Below are 19,622 nucleotides of genomic sequence, written 5' to 3' on the forward strand. Positions count from 1 at the left end.
AGGTCAAGCCATTGCCGTTTGCCATCATGCTGGTGATTGCGGCCCTGTTTACCTTTGGCGTCGTTTATATCGCCGAAACACCGCTAAATCTGCCTGGTACATGGGGAGATCAGCGGGTCCTGGCGGATATGGCCGCGCCGGCAAAAAGCGCGACAGCGGATGGGGCTGCGTTGTTTGCGGCCAATTGCGTTGCATGTCACCAGGCCACGGGTTTGGGTGTGCCCGGTGCATTTCCGCCGTTGGCGGGGTCCGAATATCTCAACGGCAAGCCGGATGTCACCGTTCAAATTCTGCTGCATGGCATAAAGGGCAGCATTACGGTCAAGGGCAACACATTCAACGGCGAGATGCCCAACTTTGGCGCCAAGTTTTCTGATGCCGAAATTGCCGCCGTGGCCACCCACGTGAGAAGTCAGTGGGGCAATAAAGGTGTGGCGATAGACACGGCTGCAGTCGCGAAAGGCCGTGATCTAACCAAGGCTCAAACCACACCATGGAATGGTGGGCAAGATCTTGAAAAATATCGCTGACGGGATCAATGGCAGCCTCGGGCCTACGATCACGTTGACCTGCTGCCTGTTGTTATTTGCATTGGTCACAACCGCTCTACTGACGCGCGGCTTTGAAGGCTGGACGACGGAGATGTTGCGCCGGCAGGCCATCATGGACCATCCCTTGCCACTACCTTCACTGCAGATCATGGATGAAACAGGCAAGCGGCAGCGGCTTGATCAGTATGTGCGTCTGGATGGACGTGTGGTACTGATCGACTTTATCTATACCCGCTGCAATAGCATTTGTACCGTGCTTGGGGAGCAATTTCAGCAGGCGCAAACCCACATCGAGCAACATGGACTGCAGCAAAAAGTCAGGCTGTTAAGCATTAGCTTTGACGCGCAGCACGATACCCCAGCCGTTCTGGCGAGTTATGCCAGCCGTATGCATGCCGATCCAGCGGTTTGGCATTTTGCGACGGTGACTGACCGCGCCAGCCTGGATCTTTTGCTCAGGCAGTTCGGCATCGTGGTCATTCCCGATGGCTACGGCGGGTTTATCCACAATGCAGCCATTCATGTGGTCGACCGCAATGCCCGGCTTGAACATATCTACGACCTCGATGATTTTGATATGGCGCTGGCCCATGCACTGGACCTGTACACATGAAGGTCTATGATCTGCGGCGTGCAATCCGGCGTTATCGCGTGGCACTGTTGATTGGTGCACTGATTGGTGCGCTTTGGGGTAGCCGGCACACGGTTGAATCCCGAATGTGGCTACATATGCTCGGGCAGTTCCCTGTGCTGGTATTGGGTGGAGTTTGGCTGGGCGCCAGGTTGCCACTTCCCTGGCAGCGCAAGGCGGCTCTTGTTAACCGATTTGGCTTAAGCGGACTTGTTTTTGCATCGCTCGTGACAGCGTTCTGGATGATCCCGGCGGCGCTGGATCAGGCCGTAGCCCAAATGGAAGTCGATACCCTGAAAATGCTGGCGCTGGTGGCCGCCGGGCTTGCACTACAGCAGTCCTGGCATGTCAGCGGACGTGCTTTGCAGGCATACTTTCTGATCACCTGGAGCATGATGACGGTGACCATTGGACTGATCTTTCAGGACCCCTCTGCGCGGCTGTGTAATTACTATCGGCTTGATGACCAACAGATAGCGGGATATGGCCTTGTTTTTGTGGGGGCGATGATCGTTGCCATCTGGTTTTGGCAGGTGGTTGCAGATACAGCCCGCGCCAAAGACAACGGGCTTGATCAGGTGATCGGCAAATAAAAGCACCGCAAAGAGCCGCTGGGGAATGACCTGGCAGCAGTCCGATGTTTTCTCACCTCGACCCAAATTTCGGCTCGGATACCCCGCCCGGGCACGATTGGCCCGGCGGGGCATTCCCGTACTGTTACAGTTGGCTCATCCCACCATCAACGATGATTTCAGTGCCAACAATGAATGCCGATTCCGGGGCACTCAAGTGCAGAACGGTGGAGGCCAGCTCTTCCGGCGTACCAAAGCGCCCCAGCGGAATCTGACCGCGGATGCTCTCGGCCACGGCGGTGAGCGTATCGGAGTCCATGCCCAGTTTGCCGTACAGCGGGGTGGCAACCGGGCCCGGGCTTACCACGTTGACACGCACACCTTGTGGGAGCAATTCAGCACTTAAGGTTTTAGCCAGCGACACCAGTGCGGCTTTGCTTGCGGCATAGATGGCAGTGTTGGGCATGCCAATATGCGCGTTGATCGAACCATTCAGTACGATGGCTGCGCCACGGTTAAGCAACGGCGCAACGGCCTGGATCTGGAAGAAGGGGCCTTTGACGTTGATGCCAAAAGCCGCATCAAAGAAGTCTTCAGTTACATCTGCCAGGCCGGCAAATTTGGCGATGCCCGCGTTGATGAATACGGCATCAAGACGGAGGTTGCGGCTCGCAAGGCTTTGGCCCAGAGCTTTGGCATCAGCCAGACTTTGCGAGTCCGCACGGATGGCAATGGCTTTGCTGCCGATTGCGGCCACAGCTGTAGCCAATGTGGCGTCGTCGCGCCCGGTAATGACAACTTGCGCGCCTTCCTTGGCGTAGGCTTGAGCGGTTGCGAGACCGATGCCGCTGCTGCCACCGGTAACCAGAACAGTTTTGCCTTCAAAACGTTGCATGATACGTCTCCAGATATAAATGTAGGTAGAAAAACAGCCAGGTCTCGTTTTGACCTTGAAGCTATTGTGCAACCCGGCCTGTTCGGTGCCGTGCCATGAATCAAATCAGGTCGTGCGAAAATTTCGAATGATTTAGGATGGGTTGTTCAGCCTGCAGCGCCTGCAGAGGCGAGAGTTGCACTGCCAAAGGGGGGCAGGAGACGGGCGTGTTTGTCTGAGTAGTTGCGTGCGGTCGAAACGAGACCACGTGCGAGCGCAATCGACGCCGCCTCGGTACGAGAGTTGGCTCGCAATTTGCCAAGGATGGCGCCAACATGGGTTTTGACGGTGCCCACGGAAATGCCTAGCGTTTCAGCAATGTCCTGGTTTCCGGCACCACGTGAAATTTGCTCAAGGACAGACATTTCGCGGGGGGTGAGCGCCTCATGCCCCAAGGTGTTCACCAGATTTTGTGAAACGGCATTGCAGACATAAATGCCCTGGTCCACCAAACGGTGGATCGCGACCCGGAGTTCGTCCGCCGTGGCGCCATACAGCATGTAACCGTGAACGCCCACGTTCATGGCCCGACGGACATCCCACTCCAGATCTCGTGAGGTCAACACCATGACGCGCGGTGCATAAGCTGGGTAGTGCGAAACCCCCTTTTGCCGCTCGACGAATTCCAGTGCGAAGTCGTAGTCCGCAACGATGACGTCACTGACGCCAGGCTCGAACTGGTTAATCGGCAAACGCGGACGGATGCGGTATTTGAATTCGGCAAACCGGGTCATGACTTCACCCAGTCCAAGGCTGATCAATTGATCGGCGTGAACAATATCAATATTGATGTTTGATCGTGTATCCATGGAACTAACCCTCCGGCATTTGAAGAAACGGACTAACCACCCAGGGGCTGAGGACCAGCCGCCTGCAGTGCAGGTGATTAAAGTCTAAGCACCGGCATCCCTGTCATCTGGATCGTAAATGCCATTCGGCTGCGGTAAGTTGGGCTGATCGTGCCATGTCGCTTTAATGACGTTCCAAGCGGCCTTTTTTATGTCAAAGTCATGATCAGAGGCGCGCAACCCATGGCATGACGTACCGAAATACTGCGATTGGTGCACGGATTTCTCTATCTAAAGTCCGGGTTGATGCCACTGGGTGATAGGGCTGCGGCTAACATGGAAGGCTAGGGTTTTAATGACTTCAGTTGTCGTTCAAATTTATGCGAATGGCATAAATTGCCATCGGCCTTGGGCAGAAAATTTCGAGAGAGATGGGTCCACATGGAAAATACCGGCCAATCAGTGAGCTCATGGTCCGCCGTTGACCTGCCTTTGGCTGATCGCTTTGATCAATATGCCGAGACCATGGCCAAGGCAATGACCCCTTTGCGGGTGGTGCATTGCCCTACGGAAGCGTTTGAACTGGATATGCGCTGGGCCGACCTGGCGGGAAATACCGTCTTTAATGTGCACGGTTGCCCGCATGCCTCGGTCCGGTCAGTCCTCGACATAGAACGCAGTGAAGAGAGGGTTTTTCATCTCTTGGTGAACCGCGTTGGCGAAATGCATTTCGACAACGTGAACCGGTTTGTGACCCGTGCCGATGACGCGCTCTTTTACGACTCCCGAACCAGAATGACGCTGGATACACCCGCGACCTTCGAGATCGTCAATCTGCGCCTGACCGAAGACTTCGTCGGCAAATGGGTCTCCGATCCTGACGTTTTGCTGGGCAGCCGTATCGATTCAAAAGCAGGCTGGGGTGCTGCCCTGTGTGCGTTTGCCGGTCAGCTCACGCCAGAATTTGTGGTGCGTCCACCGTTCTCGCAAGAGTTGATCGTTGACCAGCTTGGCGCATTACTCGCCTTGGCAGCATCTCATTTTGATGGGGCTGCCCATTACGCAGCAGCGCCGGGGCTGCGCCCGCGAATTCACGACTGCATCAGGATGCGTTGCTCAGAAGTGCGTCTGGTCGCGAGCGATGTGGCTACAGCACTCAATATTTCTCCGCGCAGTCTGCACCGTGCGCTGGCGGCGCATGGCGAGACCTTCGCGGCGGTGTTGATGGCGGCGCGTATCGCGGTCGCAAGACGGATGCTGATTTCTAGACTCTACGACAAGCTCAACGCCGGCGAGATTGGTAAACGTTCGGGCTTTGCCGACGCCTCCCATTTTGCGCGCGTCTTCAAAAAGCACATTGGGCTGAGCCCTACGGAATTGCGCGCTGCTTCGCGCAAATAAGCCAAAACAGTCCAGTTTTTGACGGAAGAAAATGATGGATACCCCTATTCGCCAGATTCAGAAGTGGGCCTCTTCCCAGATTCCCGCCCAAGAGCGCTTTGGTTGTTTTGCCGAGGTCATGGCGAAATCATTCACGCCGCTGAAAGTGGACAGCTGCATGCGGAATGAATTTGACATCACCGTGACCTGGACCGATTTCGGGACTAACTCCGCATTTCGCCTGGCCGCTTGCGAACATGTCTCGGCCAGGGGAAAGCGTGAAATCGCGCAAAGCGAAGAGCGGGTGTTTCATCTGTTTGTGAACCTGAACTCCCGCATCCATTTCACGCACCTGAACAAACTGACCGCGACGCCAGGCGATGCTCTTTTCTACGACTCCAGGATTGACATGCGGCTTGAATTGCCCGAGGTGTCGGATGTCGTGAACCTCAAGTTATCTGAAATATTCGTCAAACAATGGGTGGCCCGACCGTCTGTGCTGCTGGGGCGTCGTATCGATTCACGCTTTGGCTGGGGCAAGGCCTTGTGCGCGTTTGCCGCGCAATTGACGCCTCAGGCCATCCAGCGCTCCCCCGTGCCGCGAGACGTCATTTCTGATCAATTGGGGGCGTTGCTGGCGTTGACCGCGGGCGAGCTGGACACCACGACCGAACCCCCATCCCGACCTGAAATCAGCTTGTGCGACAAAATACGCGATTGTGTCGCCCAGCACTGCGTCAATCCGGCGCTGGTTGCCACCGAAATAGCTCAGGCTTTGAATATTTCGCCCCGAACGCTGCATCGGGCGCTAGCCGGCCGGGGAGAGACTTTCGGCAATTTATTGATGTCGTCGCGGGTGGACGTTGCCCTGCGCATGCTGACATCCCCCTCGTTCAAACGACTGACCACTGCAGAAATCGGCAGACGCGCTGGTTTCACGGACGCCTCCCATTTCGGCAGGGTGTTCCGCAAACACGTGGGGACGACACCGGCCCAGGTCCGGCAGGTGCAAGGCACACGATCCGATGCCTGATGGCACATACAAGCCATGTCTTTTGACAGGCTGGCAGGCAACGGCCATCTAGCGCCCGCGCCGGGAGATAGCATAAGCGTGGGGGACTGGCTGCTCTGACTGGCCACCTCAGGTAACTTCACAAAAACGGCAATGGTGCATCACATGGCAACGGACAATCACGAAAAACACCCCGTCATCCAGGTCTGGTCTACGAATGAAGTTCCTCGCCCGCAGCGCTTTGACTATTGGGCGAATGCCCTGAGTCTTGCGCTGACGCCTATGAGTGTCGATAGCACCAACGAGCGCGACTTTTCTGCGCAGCTGACTGCGACGTCACTCGGGCCGATTTCTGTGACCCGCTGCAAAGGCACATCTCACAATAGTCACCGGGCGCGCCGCGAGTTGAGCTATAGCCAGGAACACAGCTATCACTTGCTGGTCAGCGTGCAAAACAATTGGGGACTGGTGCATCGCGGGCATCATTTGCTGACGCCCGGAGACGTGGTATTGACCGACTCGCAAGTTGCGCACGACATCGAGATTAATACCCGCTTTGACATCGTCAATCTGAAATTGCCGGTGGATTGGGTCAATGCCTGGCTACCAGATCCCAGCCTGCTGGTGGGACGGCCCATTTCCAGGGGCGAGGGTTGGGGGCAGACCTTGTCGAGTGTGTTGAGCTGCCTGTCTCCGGAGTTTGTGGCCTCCGCCCCGGTACCGCACTCGGTGCTGGCCGATCAGATTGGTGCATTGCTGGCCATGAACTCAGGTGATGTAAATCCGCCCAAGGCGGCCGATCGGGCACTGCGTGACACGGTGCATGACTGTATTGTGCAGCGGTGTAGCGAGCCCATGCTGACCGCCAGCGACATTGCGGCGTTCCTGAGCGTCTCCGAGAGCGATCTGCATGCGGCCCTGTCCGCGTTTTCTGAGACCTTTGCAACCAGCCTGCTGGCGGCGAGGATAGACCTGGCCACCCAGTTACTGACTTCGCCTGTTTGGGCGCGGCTGACTGAAACCGAGATCGGCCGGCAAGCGGGTTTTGTGGATATGGCGCATTTTGAGCGCGCCTGCTTGCGCTGTAACGGGCGTACTCCGGCCCAAATGCGCGGGCCCCGTTCCCGGCAATAATCTCCGGAGGCCATGCTAACTGGGGCTGCCGGAGACGGGTTTTTATTGGTGCCCCCGGCATCCGGTCTATCTCGATGGTGATAGCTGCAACGCAGACTGACTGTTGATCCGGGGTTGCCCATGGCGGCGTAGTTTTCCTGTGGTGGAGCATTGATGCCAGCCTGTTTTGGCAAACAGTTCCTGCCTAAACCACAAGGAGAAACGCCATGTTAAGCACCATGTTTTACGCAAAAAATCTCCCGAACTGGGAGCGCATTCTGCGCGTGATTGCCGGCCTCGTTGTTGCAGTGCTGGCTGTTTACTACTGGCCGGGAATGATTGGCTGGATTGTCGCCATTTCTGCACTGGGAATCGTGGCCACCGGCCTGGTTGGTTTTTGTCCCATGTGTGCCATGGCAGGTCGCCGATTGGCTAAGGCTGCCGCAAAGAAGTGAGTGCTTGCGCCGTGCTAGACCAGCATGTGCAATCTTTTCGCACATGCTGGCTCATCCCGTGAAACGGCACGGCGATCTGACGGGGGCAATATCAAACCGTCAAGACTTCCACGGAAGACAAATCATGGCTCACTCTATTCAACGCTTGCTGGCACTCGTTGCGTTTGCCCTGGTTCTGGCGGGCGCGCAGGCAGCCGAACAGGTCGAACAACATACCCGTAGCGTCGAGGGTGTGCCCATCCACTATCTGCAAACAGGTTCGGGCAACGGCACGCCGGTTGTACTGCTGCACGGCTATGCCGAAGAAAGTGATATGTGGATTCCACTGATGCAGCAACTCGCGCCCCAACGAGTCGTCATCGCGCCGGATTTACCGGGCGCGGGGCAAAGTGGATTTTTGCCGGCCTACACCAAGGTGGCCATGGCCCAGTCCATCCACGCGCTGGTTCAGCAACTGGGCTACAAAAAAGTCAAAATCGTTGGGCATGACATCGGCCTGATGGTGGCCTACGCCTATGCTGCGCAGTATCCGGATGACACCGACAGCGTAGTGCTGATGGAGTCTTTCTTGCCGGGAGTAGGAGATTGGTACAAAACCTGGCAGCGGCAGGACAAATGGCATTTCCACTTTTACGGCGATACCGCAGAAAAACTCACTGCAGGCCGCGAGCGCATCTATCTTGATCATTTCTGGAATGATTTTGCTGCGGATCCACAACACGCTGTGCCAGAACATACGCGCGAGCAATGGACGGCCGTTTACGCAAAACCAGGCCGGATGCATGCGGGTTTTGAGTGGTTTCACGCATTTGAACTGGATGCGAAAGACTTTGGCGAGCTCTCAAAAACGCCGCTGACCATGCCGCTCCTGACGGTAGCCGGTGAAAAATCCGCTGGGGTGTTTCTGATCGGGCAGGGCAAATTGATCGACCCCAACGCCCAAGGCATTGTCATCCCCGGTGTGGGCCATTGGCTGATGGAAGAGGCACCACAACAAACCATGACGATATTGACCGCATTTATCAATGACCCAGCCTCGGTTCAAGGTATTGCAAACCGATAACACCAGACGTCTTATGCCAACCATTGGAGTCCTTCAAATGCCCAAAGAAACCAGAACCGCCATCGTGACCGGAGCCTCGCAAGGGATTGGCGCTGCGCTGGCCATCCGCCTTGCCACTGATGGTTTTCAGGTGGTGGTCAACTACGCGAATAGCCGCGAAGGAGCCGAAAAGGTGGTCGCGGCCATCGAGGCTGCAGGCGGTGTTGCAAAGGCCATTCAAGCAAACGTGGCAAACCCCGCCGCGGTCGTCAGCCTCTTTGATTTTGCGGAAGCCGAGTTTGGGCCGGTTGATGTGCTGGTGAACAATGCGGGCGTTGCCAAAATGGCGCCATTGGCTGAAGTGAGCGATGAGGACTTCCAGCAATTGATGGCAGTCAATGTGACGGGCACTTTCAACGGTATGCGCGAGGGGGCTCGCCGTGTGCGCGATGGCGGCCGGATTATCAATTTCTCAACCAGCCTGATCGGGAATTACGCGCCAGGTGGTGGTGTTTACGCGGCAACCAAGGCCGCAGTGGAAGCGATGACTCACACCCTTGCAAAAGAACTGGGTTCCCGCCGAGTAACGGTGAATGCCGTGGCGCCCGGCCCGGTCGCAACCGACATGTTTTTCAATAGCAGGTCTGCTGAAGCGGCCAAGAGCGCGATTACCGCCATTCCGCTGGGCAGGCTTGGGGAGCCGGAGGACATCGCGAACATCGTGTCTTTTCTGGCTGGCCCGGAAAGTGAATGGATCAATGGGCAGGTGATCAAGGCGAACGGCGGCCGCAACTAAACCCTGTGCACAGGTGGAGAGGAGGGGTCGGATCGCGCGTTTACGCCAATATCCAGCCCCTCTTGGCGCGGCACACCTCTTCAGTCGTTCACTAGCAGTCTGCCTAGCGCCATAAGTTGGTACGGCTCAGCTCCAGCACTTGCCCAGCCCGGCCGTCCAGAATGGCGCGGGCGACATACAGGCTGAACCCGCGCGCTTGGGAGAAAGTTACTTTGGGTGGCATGGCTAGCTCTTGCCGGTTGGTGACCACGTCGATCAGTGCCGGACCATCGTGGGCAAAAGCGCGCTCCAGTGCGGCATCCAGATCGGCCGGGTCTTCTACCCGTTGCCCATACAAGCCCATGGCAGTGACCACGGCCCCAAAATCCGGGTTAACCAGTTCGGTGGCCGTTTCCAGGAAGCCGGCGGCTTTCATTTCCAGCTCCACAAAGCCCAGCGCGCCGTTGTTGAACACTACAATCTTCACTGGCAGCTTTTCCTGCACGGCGGTGATCAGATCTCCCATCAACATCGTCAGGCCGCCATCTCCGCATAGCGCCACTACCTGGCGTTGTGGCGCAGCCGCTTTGGCACCCAGCGCTTGCGCCAGCGCGTTGGCCATTGAGCCGTGATTGAACGAGCCAATTAGCCGGCGCTGGCCATTCATTTTGAGATAGCGTGCCGCCCAGAGCGTGGGCGTGCCGACATCGGCAGTAAAGATGGCATCCGGCGCGGCCAGTTCGCTGACCCGCTGTGCTAGGTATTGCGGGTGAATTGGTTTGCGTCCAGCGTGGCCCACGGCCAGTTCATCCAGTTCTTTGCGGGTTTTGGTGTAATGCGCCAGCGCGCGATCCAGATGCGTACTATCACTACGCGGCGCCAATGTTGGTAATAACGCGCGGATGGTCTCGCCCACATCCCCCACAACGCCCAACGCCAGTGGATGCCGCAAGCCGAGGCGTTCGCCGGCCAGATCGACCTGGATGACTTTGGCGTCTTGCGGATAGAACTGCCGGTAGGGAAAGCTGCTGCCCAGTACCAGCAAGGTGTCGCAGCTTTCCATGGCGTAATAGCCACTGGCAAAGCCAATCAAACCCGTCATGCCCACATCGTACGGGTTGTCGTATTCGATATATTCCTTGCCCCGCAGCGCATGTACCACCGGCGCTTGCAGTGCTTGGGCCAGTTTCACGACCTCATCATGGGCGCCAGCGCAACCCGCGCCACACAAGAGGGTGATGTTTTTACCGGCGTTGAGTAACGCTGCCAGGTGTGCCAGTTCGGCCTGTGCGGGTAACACGCGCGGCCTGGCCTGGCGCGGCCAGGTTGGGTCCGGCGCATCGGTTGCCGCGCTCAGCGCCACATCGCCCGACAGCACCAGTACGGCGACGCCTTTATGCGTCAGCGCCGCCTGAATGGCCGTGCCCAGCATGCGCGGCAATTGCTCTGGCGTGGCGACGAGTTCGCAGTACACGCTGCATTCCTTGAACAGGATCTGCGGGTGGGTTTCCTGGAAATAATCGCTGCCCACTTCACCACTGGGGATGTGGGCGGCAATCGCCAGCACCGGCACGTGGTTGCGCTGGCAATCAAACAAACCATTGATCAGGTGCAGATTGCCCGGCCCGCAACTGCCGGCGCATACCGCCAGACCTTCTGTGATCACCGCCGCTGCACCCGCTGCAAATGCGGCGACCTCTTCATGCCGGGTGTGGACCCAGCGCATGTCCGGTTTACGGCGGATAGCGTCGGTAATGCCGTTGAGCGAATCCCCGGCGACGCCAAAAATCTGTGAGACACCCAGCGCTTCGAGCGTGTCGATGAGTACGTCTGCAACCAGTCTGGCCATGTAAGAGCGTCCTTGTGATGGGGAAGTACTCGATCTGCGTCGTTCAAAGGGCCGTTTCATCTGGCGGCGGGCATACTTGCCCATCCCGAGTGCTGGCCGATGCCCCTGAAACAGGCCGGAACCATCGACAGCATCAGGCGGGATCAATCATGCTGCTGACCCGGGTCTGCAGCCTTCGCCCTAGACTTGCTTGTTTTAGGTGAATGGCGTCAGTTGCGCCAGTAGTTGTTGGCCGCGGCGATCGTCGCAAACTCGGTGGCTACGATCTGACAGGTCTGCAACAGCATCCCCGCGTTCTGGCTGTAGATTTCACGCAGATCTTCGCGGATGGCCGCATCCGGCTGGGTTGCCTTGACGATTAACCGCGCCATCTTCATGGCCAGAGCGCGACCTTCTTCGGGTGTGGGGACGATCAACGAATTGCTGGGAATCAGATCAGATGACATGAGGAACTCCGTAGATGATAGGGGCGCTTCATCGCAAAGTGGATGCCTCATTATCTGGCCCGAGCCCAAGTGTCGGAACCCATCTGAAGTCGTAGTCCGGACTATGCACTGGACGTGGGTGCACTTACCAGCCAGACAGTGTTTAAAAAGCATAAAGCCCGATCAAATGATCGGGCTTTATGCTTTTGGGCCTGTTAAGACAGAGATTGGTGTGACGATTGCAAAATGCCTACATGGTGCCTACATGAGGTCATAGCAACAAAAAGAAAACCGGGCAGAAGCCCGGTTTTCCTTGCAATCAACCAACCTTTAAGTTCGGATTAGAAATCCGAACGGAAGCCGGTCAGCACGGTGAAGTCGGTTTGGCCGTTCTTGGCAACCAGCGAGCCAGAGTTGTTCTGGAACGCCAATTGATAGCCACCCTTCGCACCGCTGTTCTTCAGACCAACAGCGGAGGTGTACCAGCGGGTTTGCTTGGACAGGTAGTAAACGCTGGACAGGGAGTACTGTTGACCTGTCAGGTCGTCAACTGCCAGAACCTTGTTGGCGCGGCTGTACAGAGCTTGCAGTTCAAACTTCGGGCTGAACCAGTAGTTACCGGTAACCAGGTAGTTGTTCCAGCTCAGCGTGCCGTTGCCCAGACCAGCAATGGTAGCGTTGGTGTCGGTAGAGATGCGTTCCCAACCCAGACCCAGACCCAGACCGAAGTCGAAGTTGTAGCTGGCAGCCAGTTCGATACCGTCAGTCTTCGCACCGTCGGTCACGTTGTAGGTGGTGACAGGCGGAGTAGCGGTGTTGGTGGTGCCAGTGGTGTCAGCGGTCGGAACGCCACTCAGCTGAATGAACGAGCGGTTCTTGGCGTACTGGTAAACAGCAGCAGCGTTGAAGCCACCGTAGTTATACAGAGCGCCGATGCCGTAGATCGGAGCCGAACCAGCTGCGGTCGGGGAACCATCCAGACCAACGTTGGCGCGAACCTGGAAACCACCCCAAACTGGCGATTCGTATGCCAGGTTGTCGTTCAGACGGGTTTGCAGTTGACCCCAAGTACCCTTGTTGCCCTTGAAGTCGGTGCTGTCGAGGAAATCGTCGTACAGCGCGGACATCTTCGAAGCAGTGAAGACGTTCTTGTAGGTGCTGTCGTAGTTACCAGCGCGGAAGGTACCGAAATCAGTGCCGGTGAAACCGATGAAGGTGTTACGGCCGCCCCAGGTGCCGCCGCCGAAAGCCTTCGGCTTGGTACCGTTCTGGTCAGCAGAAGCCGGTGCAGCACCGATACCAGTTTCAACTTGCCAAATGGTCGCCCAGCCGGCGTTGTCCCACTTGTCCACGCCCTTGAAACCAATGCGGGAGGAGGAGTCAACGATACGGGTAGCACCAGCGTTCGTCGGGGAAACGCCGTAGTGGTCGCCGAAGTGATCGTATTCAACGTCAGCACGGATAGAACCGTAGATGGTCACGTCGGCCAGAGCCAACGGGGTAACGAAAGCAGCAGCCAGAGCTGCAACCATGATTTTTTTCATTTGGACTATCTCCGTTTGCGGATAACAATGCAGAAGCTTGCGCCTCTACAACTTTGAAACCGAGGCTGGCGGAACCAGCGCGAAGCCGATTTGCCTTTGCCGGATTACGACGAATGCTTCGTGAGACCCATGGTTTCGTTTTGACTGGGTTGTTCGATCATTCGAATCGAATCGTCTTCTTCTGAAACCGGCGCCAGTCTAGGACCGTATGATGACAGAAATATGACATTTATAGGCCTGCAAACGCTTTAAAAAGATAGTGATATTCCAAAAATGGTGTGTTTGCCCCCAAAATAGGTCGAATATTGGGGATAACCACTAAGAAAAGGTCTGTTTTTTTATCGTTGTTGTTGTGAAAAAACAACTACAAAAAGTAATGATGACACGATGCAACAGATCAACTGTGCCTAAAAAACCACTTTTCGGTTCCATGTAATTGGCCCTTGCCTAGCGCTAAACCCTTTTCAGCCAGATAAATACATCTTTGTACGAAAAAAATGACCCGGTTTGGCTATTTCGGGTCATGTTCTGGTTATTGCCTTGTGGCAGACGAACGTTTAAAAAAAGCTTGCCAGCGGTTGATTTTTTCTGATTGAAATTTTATGGCCAGATCTTTTTGCAGAAAAACCGGCTAAAAAACCGCGCAATTTAATTTGTTCGTTCAGGCAAAAAGTTGTGCCAATGCCACGCCGGGTTGATCGGCGCGCATAAAGGCTTCGCCAACGAGGAAGGTGTGGACGTTGTGATCACGCATGAGCTTGACGTCGTCTGCCTTGAGAATGCCACTTTCTGTCACGGCAATGCGGTTGGCGCCAATGCGTGGCAGCAGATCAAGCGTGGTCTGCAGGCTGACTTCAAAAGTACGCAGGTTGCGATTGTTGACGCCCACCAGCGGGGTGTTCAGTTCCAGCGCCAGATCCAGTTCTTCACCGTTGTGTACTTCCACCAGTACCGCCATGCCCAGCGCGTGGGCAGTGGCTTCCAGGTCTTTCATCTGCGCCAGTTCAAGTTCGGCTGCGATCAGCAAAATGCAATCGGCGCCCCAGGCACGGGCTTCAAACACCTGGTATTCATCAATCATGAAATCTTTGCGCAGCGCGGGCAGGGCACATGCGGCACGCGCGGCTTTCAGGTAATCAGCATGACCCTGGAAATACTGCACGTCGGTCAATACTGAAAGGCAGGCCGCGCCATGTTCTGCATAATTTTCGGCAATCGCCGCAGGTTGGAAATCTGCGCGGATTACGCCCTTGGATGGGCTGGCCTTTTTGACTTCCGCAATCACCCCAGCCAGACCGGCCGCGTGTTTTGCACGCAATGCGCCCACGAAATCCCGCACATCTTTGCGGGATTCGGCTTCTTCACGAATCGCCGCAAACGGAATGGCTTTTTTGGCCGCCGCCACTTCTTCAACTTTAGTGGCAATGATTTTTTTCAGAATATCGGACATGTCGGATCAACCTGGAAATTGCTTTGAAAAGCGGATCAGCTCATCAAGTTTGGCGCGGGCTGCGCCACTGGCAATGATATCGCTGGCAAGTTTAAAGCCTTCTTCCAGGCTGTTTACAACATTGGCTGCGTAAATGGCTGCGCCAGCATTCAATACAACGATATCCCGGCATGGGCCTGACTGGTTATCGAGGACGCCTTCAACTTTCGCCCGGGATTCTGCAGCATCACCGGCATGCAGCGCTTTGAGTTCACAGAAGTCAAAACCGTAATCGCGCGGATCAAGGTCGTATTCGGTGATGTTGCCGTCTTTTAATTCGGCAACGCGTGTTTTGTCGCACAAGGTGATTTCATCCAGGCCATCTTTGCCATGCACGACGAGCACATGCTTCGAACCCAGTTCCTTGAGAACACGCACCTGAATGCCAACCAGATCAGGGTGAAAGACGCCCATCAACTGGTGTTCTGCACTCGCAGGATTGGTCAGCGGACCCAGAATGTTGAAAATGGTGCGCACGCCCATTTCCTTGCGCACGGCGGCGACATGTTTCATCGAACTATGGTGGCTGGGGGCAAACATGAAACCGGCGCCCACATTGTCGATACACGCGGCGACTTGTTCTGGATTCAGGTCAAGACGCAGGCCCAGTGCTTCCAGTACATCGGCACTACCACTGCTGGACGAGACCGCGCGGTTCCCGTGCTTGGCTACACGCCCGCCGGCCGCCGCCACGACAAACATGGCCGTCGTAGAAATATTGAAGGTATGCGCCTTGTCGCCACCGGTGCCCACAATGTCGACCAGGTGTGTGCGGTCTGCCACGTGCACCGGTACGGCAAACTCTCGCATCACGGTGGCGGCTGCGGCGATTTCAGAAACGGATTCGACCTTGGTGCGCAGGCCCATCAGCAGGGCTGCAATCTGCACCGCCGGCATCTGGCCGGTCATGATCTGCCGCATCAGATACAGCATTTCGTCGTAGAACAGTTCGTTCTGGTCAATCAGCCGGTTCAGGGCTTCCTGGACAGAGATAGTCATGTTGGGCTTGCCTCAATCAACTCAATATTTATATGAAGTGTGGATGGGTGATCAGGTCGATCAAGCCCATTCCGTGAGGAAGTTTTCCAGCATCTGGTGGCCATGCTCAGTCAAGATGGATTCCGGATGGAACTGCACGCCTTCGATCGGCAAGGTCTTGTGACGCACGCCCATGATTTCGCCATCATCCGTCCACGCAGTGACTTCCAGGCAATCTGGTAGCGTAGCGCGTTCGATGACCAATGAGTGATAGCGGGTGGCGGTAAAAGGCGAGGGCAGGTCTTTGAATACACCTTTGCCGGTGTGCGTGACCAAAGAGGTCTTGCCGTGCATCAGTGTCTGGGCGTGAATGATGTTGCCGCCATACGCCTGACCAATGGACTGGTGACCCAGGCAAACACCCAGGATTGGCAACTTGCCGGCAAAGTGCTGAATGGCCGCAACTGAAATGCCGGCTTCCAACGGCGAACACGGGCCGGGAGAAACAACCAGATATTTGGGCTTGAGGGCCTCGATCTCTTCCAGCGTAATTTCATCGTTACGGTAAACGACGACATCCTGTTTGAGTTCGCCAAAGTACTGGACAAGGTTGTAGGTGAACGAATCGTAGTTGTCGATCATCAGCAGCATGGTGGGTATCTCCGTATTCTGTGCAGGGGTTTCAGGCATCAAGACCGCGTTGAACAAGCTCTGCCGCGCGCAACACGGCGCGGGCCTTGTTCAGCGTTTCCTGCCACTCGCTCTGCGGTACGGAGTCAGCGACGATACCGGCGCCGGCCTGCATGTACAGCGTTTCGTTCTTCACCACGGCGGTACGCAGTGCAATGGCCACGTCCATGTCGCCATTAAAACCCAGGTAACCCACCGCGCCGGCATAAACGCCGCGCTTGGAGGGTTCCAGTTCGTCGATGATTTCCATGGCCCGTACCTTGGGCGCGCCAGATACCGTGCCAGCCGGGAAGGTGGCCTTGAGGACGTCAATGTTCGACAGCCCCGGCTTGAGTTTGCCTTCCACACTCGAGACAATGTGCATGACGTGGGAGTATTTCTCCACCACCATGCGGTCAAGGACCTTCACGCTGCCAGTTTGCGCCACGCGACCGGTATCGTTGCGACCCAGATCCATCAGCATGACGTGTTCGGCGATTTCTTTGGGATCGGCCAGCAATTCTTCGGCCAGCGCCTGATCTTCTTCGCGTGTTTTGCCGCGTGGGCGGGTGCCGGCGATCGGGCGTACGGTGACGGTTTCACCTTCCAGTCTCACGAGAATTTCCGGGGAAGCGCCAACCACGTGCATGTCGCCAAAGTGATAGAAGAACATATATGGCGACGGGTTCAGCGAACGTAATGCGCGATAAAGGCTGAGCGGCGATTCAGAGAACGGCAATTGCATGCGCTGGGACAGCACCACTTGCATGATGTCGCCATCCAGAATGTATTCCTTGGCCTTGCCGATCGCATCCTTGAAGCCGGTTTCGCCAAATTCGGAATTCGGCGTCGTGACGTGTTCAGATGGGCCTTGCAAGGGCATCGGTGCAGGCTCACGCAACTTCATGCGCAGGGACCACAGTCGCGCTTCAGCTTTGTCATACGCTTCGGCTTGGGCCGGGTCTGCGTAGACAACGAGGTAAAGCTTGCCGGAGAGGTTGTCGACCACGGCCAGTTCTTCTGACAGCAGAAGTTGAATGTCTGGTGCACCAATCACATCCGGTTTTTTCACTGCAGCCAGTTTGCGCTCAATGAAACGGATCGTCTCATAGCCAAAATAGCCGACCAGACCACCCATAAAGCGCGGCATGTTAGGCGGGATGGCAGCCTTGTAACGGCTTTGGTAGTCGTGGATAAAATCCAGCGGATTACCGTCGTGCGTTTCAACGACACGGTCATCGTGAATGACTTCGGTATGTTCGCCATTGACCACAAGGCGAGTACGCGCAGGTAAACCAATGAAGGAATAGCGACCAAAGCGCTCGCCACCGACCACGGATTCCAGCAAATAAGAATACGGGCGATTGGCCAGCTTGAGGTAAACAGAAAGCGGCGTGTCCAGGTCGGCAAACAGTTCCAGGACAACGGGGATGCGGTTATAGCCTTGCGCAGCGAGCGCTGCGAATTGTTCACGCGTCAGCATGATTACTCCGAACGAAGGATGGTTTGAGACAATGCGAGGGGCTTGCGGCCGGAATCAGCAGCTACGCCATCGCCATTCAAGCCAGATTTCGTTGGAGTGGAATGCCATTTGAGATTGTGGTCTGCGTCAACAATGAAAGGGAATTTCGGGAATTATCTTGCCGGACTCGCTTGCATTGGTCAACCGGCAGATTTGTGACAGGTGTCGCGCAACCGTGCCCTGCAGGCTGTTCTGATCCGGCAGGCAAGAAAAAATCCGGCCAGAAGTAGCCGGATTTTTCAATGATGACAAAGGCTTGATCAGGGCGCATTGCCGGGCAGCGCTACGCCCTTGGGCCACAGGAGCCAGAGGCGCCCTTGTTGTTTTGTGCGCCCGGCCAGTTCGCCCGCCACATCGCCAGTGCCCCAATAGAGGTCGGCGCGGACCGTACCGGCAATTGCGCCGCCGGTATCTTGTGCTGCCAGTGGCCGATTCAGCGCTTGCTGGTTATCTGGCCGGGTTGACGATAGCCAGAGCATGCTGCCAAGCGGTACCGCCCGAGGGTCGATGGCCGCGCTGTATTCAGCGGTCAGTGGCACGCCCAGCGCCCCCTGCGGGCCTTCACTGGACGTTGGCAGCGTGCGGAAAAACACATAACTGGGATTGCTGGCGAGTAATTCTGGAATGCGCTGAGGATTGGCTGTGGCCCAGCTACGGATAGCCTGCATGCTCACTTCGCCTGATTTTAACTGCCCTTGTTCAATCAGCCAGCGACCAATGGGCTTATAGGGCCGCCCGTTCTGGTCGGCGTACGCAATACGCAGTTGGCTGCCGTCTGGCAAACGCACCCGCCCGGAACCCTGGATTTGCATGAACTGCAGATCCATCGGGTCTTGCAGCCAGGCCAATATCGGGGCGGTGACCCCTTTCTCGCCAATCGCGGCGGCGTCCGGGTAGGGCACCAATTTACGGCCGACCACTTTACCGCGCACGCGTTTGCCTTTGAGTTCAGGGTAGATGTCGTCCAGCGCGACGATGATGAGATCGTCCGGCACGCCATATACCGGAACGGTTGCCGTAGAAGTCTTGCTTTGGCTACCGTTGTAGATGGGTTCGTAGTAACCGGTGATCAGACCATTCTGGCTGCCATCCGGATTCTGCAGCGCCCATGGCTGCAGGCGGCTTTGCAGAAAGCTGCGGATGCTGCCTGCATCTTGCGGCACTTGTGCTGCGTCGGCGCAGACCTGGGACCAGGTCGCGTTACGACTCAGTTTCGCGCAGCCAGCACGCCAGGCGTTGAAGCCACCCAGGACATCGGTGTCACTGGTGTTGGGCAGATCACCCCATTGGGCGGCCTGGTATTTGACAACGGCAGGGGCGGAAGCGGTGGGTGTCTTGCCCGGTTGCGGTTGCTGTACGGGCGGCGTGGTACAAGCGGCCAATAGCACACCCAGGGTAAGGGTGGCCAACAACGCCGCGTTGCGGGCGGTCAAGCTTGAGAGGGTGCGGCTTGCGCCTGCAATGCACGGTTGCGTCATCCGCCGTGGCCTCCTTCGGGCATGTGGGGGTCGAGCCCCTGGCGCAGGGCGGCAAGGCCGGCTTTCTGCAATTCCAGAGTCTTTTCGGTCATCTGCAGCAGGTTGACCTGCATGGTCAGCCATTGTTCGACGGTTTTGAGTTCGGCCAGTTTGCGGTCGATCTCGTCTTCGGTCAGCGGCGGCATGAATGGATTGGGCGCACCGGTAGCTGTGTTCTTCCACATCTGTGCAAAAAAACCGAATGGATCGCCCGGGTTAAATCCGTGCTCACTCATTTTGCCTTCCTCCTGTGTGATCGCCAGCCGCAACGGGCTGCGCTTATATGGTGGTGCAAAACAAAACCGGAACCCGCCTTGTGACGGATTCCGGTTCATTGTGGCAAGCACCGCGCCCTGACGCCAGTATTGGCGTCATT

General features: G+C 56.6%; 20 protein-coding genes. 9 read left to right on the forward strand and 11 right to left on the reverse strand.

Features of this window, described 5'->3' with window-relative positions:
* The first annotated feature begins 26 nt into the window (after positions 1 to 26).
* Genes IEX44_RS00050 through IEX44_RS00060 form a run of 3 tightly spaced genes read left to right on the forward strand, consistent with a single transcriptional unit; the run spans position 27 to position 1,775 of the window.
* Positions 27 to 530 carry a c-type cytochrome gene (locus IEX44_RS00050; protein ID WP_229678666.1) on the forward strand — a complete coding sequence of 168 codons (504 nt, stop codon included), beginning with the start codon at positions 27 to 29 and terminating at the stop codon, positions 528 to 530.
* Positions 514 to 1,164 (forward strand): SCO family protein, encoded by a 651-nt coding sequence (locus IEX44_RS00055; protein WP_229678667.1) that lies wholly within the window; start codon positions 514 to 516, stop codon positions 1,162 to 1,164. The genes IEX44_RS00050 and IEX44_RS00055 overlap by 17 nt, the downstream gene beginning before the upstream one ends.
* Positions 1,161 to 1,775, forward strand: coding sequence for a hypothetical protein (locus IEX44_RS00060; RefSeq protein ID WP_188687536.1), 615 nt, complete (start codon positions 1,161 to 1,163; stop codon positions 1,773 to 1,775). Before IEX44_RS00055 ends, IEX44_RS00060 begins: the two co-directional genes overlap by 4 nt.
* A 124-nt stretch (positions 1,776 to 1,899) precedes the next feature.
* Here the strand turns inward: IEX44_RS00060 and IEX44_RS00065 are convergent, their stop codons facing one another.
* Both IEX44_RS00065 and IEX44_RS00070 read right to left on the reverse strand, forming a co-directional pair.
* Positions 1,900 to 2,649, reverse strand: a complete 750-nt coding sequence (locus tag IEX44_RS00065) for an SDR family oxidoreductase (RefSeq protein WP_188687537.1) — start codon at positions 2,647 to 2,649, stop codon at positions 1,900 to 1,902.
* Between the two features lie 146 nt (positions 2,650 to 2,795).
* On the reverse strand, positions 2,796 to 3,497 hold the full coding sequence (locus tag IEX44_RS00070; protein WP_188687538.1) for a response regulator transcription factor: 702 nt from the start codon (positions 3,495 to 3,497) through the stop codon (positions 2,796 to 2,798).
* 420 nt (positions 3,498 to 3,917) lie between these two features.
* On the opposite strand from IEX44_RS00070, the gene IEX44_RS00075 reads away from it, so the two are divergent.
* From IEX44_RS00075 to IEX44_RS00100, 6 genes are all read left to right on the forward strand, one after another.
* Positions 3,918 to 4,877, forward strand: a complete 960-nt coding sequence (locus IEX44_RS00075) for a helix-turn-helix transcriptional regulator (protein WP_188687539.1) — start codon at positions 3,918 to 3,920, stop codon at positions 4,875 to 4,877.
* A 34-nt stretch (positions 4,878 to 4,911) separates the two neighbouring features.
* Positions 4,912 to 5,889 carry an AraC family transcriptional regulator gene (locus IEX44_RS00080; protein WP_188687540.1) on the forward strand — a complete coding sequence of 326 codons (978 nt, stop codon included), beginning with the start codon at positions 4,912 to 4,914 and terminating at the stop codon, positions 5,887 to 5,889.
* 144 nt (positions 5,890 to 6,033) lie between these two features.
* Positions 6,034 to 7,002 carry a helix-turn-helix domain-containing protein gene (locus tag IEX44_RS00085; RefSeq protein WP_188687541.1) on the forward strand — a complete coding sequence of 323 codons (969 nt, stop codon included), beginning with the start codon at positions 6,034 to 6,036 and terminating at the stop codon, positions 7,000 to 7,002.
* Positions 7,003 to 7,208: 206 nt separating this feature from the next.
* A complete protein-coding gene (locus tag IEX44_RS00090; protein ID WP_229678668.1) occupies positions 7,209 to 7,436 on the forward strand; it encodes a YgaP family membrane protein in 228 nt (75 codons plus the stop codon).
* A 124-nt stretch (positions 7,437 to 7,560) separates the two neighbouring features.
* Positions 7,561 to 8,499, forward strand: a complete 939-nt coding sequence (locus IEX44_RS00095; RefSeq protein WP_188687542.1) for an alpha/beta fold hydrolase — start codon at positions 7,561 to 7,563, stop codon at positions 8,497 to 8,499.
* 37 nt (positions 8,500 to 8,536) lie between these two features.
* Complete coding sequence (locus tag IEX44_RS00100) at positions 8,537 to 9,274, forward strand: SDR family oxidoreductase (protein WP_188687543.1); 738 nt, start codon at positions 8,537 to 8,539, stop codon at positions 9,272 to 9,274.
* A gap of 103 nt (positions 9,275 to 9,377) precedes the next feature.
* Here the strand turns inward: IEX44_RS00100 and poxB are convergent, their stop codons facing one another.
* From poxB to IEX44_RS00145, 9 genes are all read right to left on the reverse strand, one after another.
* Positions 9,378 to 11,102 (reverse strand): ubiquinone-dependent pyruvate dehydrogenase, encoded by a 1,725-nt coding sequence (gene poxB, locus IEX44_RS00105; RefSeq protein ID WP_188687544.1) that lies wholly within the window; start codon positions 11,100 to 11,102, stop codon positions 9,378 to 9,380.
* A gap of 209 nt (positions 11,103 to 11,311) precedes the next feature.
* Positions 11,312 to 11,548 carry a hexameric tyrosine-coordinated heme protein gene (locus tag IEX44_RS00110; protein WP_188687545.1) on the reverse strand — a complete coding sequence of 79 codons (237 nt, stop codon included), beginning with the start codon at positions 11,546 to 11,548 and terminating at the stop codon, positions 11,312 to 11,314.
* A 320-nt stretch (positions 11,549 to 11,868) separates the two neighbouring features.
* The gene (locus tag IEX44_RS00115) at positions 11,869 to 13,071 is read right to left on the reverse strand and encodes a porin (RefSeq protein WP_188687546.1); all 1,203 of its coding nucleotides are present in this window, start codon (positions 13,069 to 13,071) and stop codon (positions 11,869 to 11,871) included.
* Between the two features lie 661 nt (positions 13,072 to 13,732).
* Positions 13,733 to 14,521, reverse strand: a complete 789-nt coding sequence (gene trpC, locus IEX44_RS00120) for an indole-3-glycerol phosphate synthase TrpC (RefSeq protein ID WP_188687547.1) — start codon at positions 14,519 to 14,521, stop codon at positions 13,733 to 13,735.
* A 6-nt stretch (positions 14,522 to 14,527) separates the two neighbouring features.
* Positions 14,528 to 15,559: an anthranilate phosphoribosyltransferase gene (trpD, locus tag IEX44_RS00125; protein ID WP_188687548.1), complete on the reverse strand. Its 1,032-nt coding sequence runs from the start codon at positions 15,557 to 15,559 to the stop codon at positions 14,528 to 14,530.
* A gap of 60 nt (positions 15,560 to 15,619) precedes the next feature.
* The gene (gene pabA / locus IEX44_RS00130) at positions 15,620 to 16,189 is read right to left on the reverse strand and encodes an aminodeoxychorismate/anthranilate synthase component II (RefSeq protein WP_188687549.1); all 570 of its coding nucleotides are present in this window, start codon (positions 16,187 to 16,189) and stop codon (positions 15,620 to 15,622) included.
* A gap of 31 nt (positions 16,190 to 16,220) precedes the next feature.
* Complete coding sequence (gene trpE, locus IEX44_RS00135; protein ID WP_188687550.1) at positions 16,221 to 17,690, reverse strand: anthranilate synthase component I; 1,470 nt, start codon at positions 17,688 to 17,690, stop codon at positions 16,221 to 16,223.
* Positions 17,691 to 17,989: 299 nt separating this feature from the next.
* Complete coding sequence (gene mltA / locus IEX44_RS00140; RefSeq protein WP_188687551.1) at positions 17,990 to 19,207, reverse strand: murein transglycosylase A; 1,218 nt, start codon at positions 19,205 to 19,207, stop codon at positions 17,990 to 17,992.
* Complete coding sequence (locus tag IEX44_RS00145; RefSeq protein WP_188687552.1) at positions 19,204 to 19,482, reverse strand: PhaM family polyhydroxyalkanoate granule multifunctional regulatory protein; 279 nt, start codon at positions 19,480 to 19,482, stop codon at positions 19,204 to 19,206. The genes mltA and IEX44_RS00145 overlap by 4 nt, the downstream gene beginning before the upstream one ends.
* Positions 19,483 to 19,622 lie beyond the last annotated feature (140 nt).

Source organism: Silvimonas amylolytica (assembly GCF_014645555.1).
GTDB classification, from domain to species: Bacteria; Pseudomonadota; Gammaproteobacteria; order Burkholderiales; family Chitinibacteraceae; genus Silvimonas; species Silvimonas amylolytica.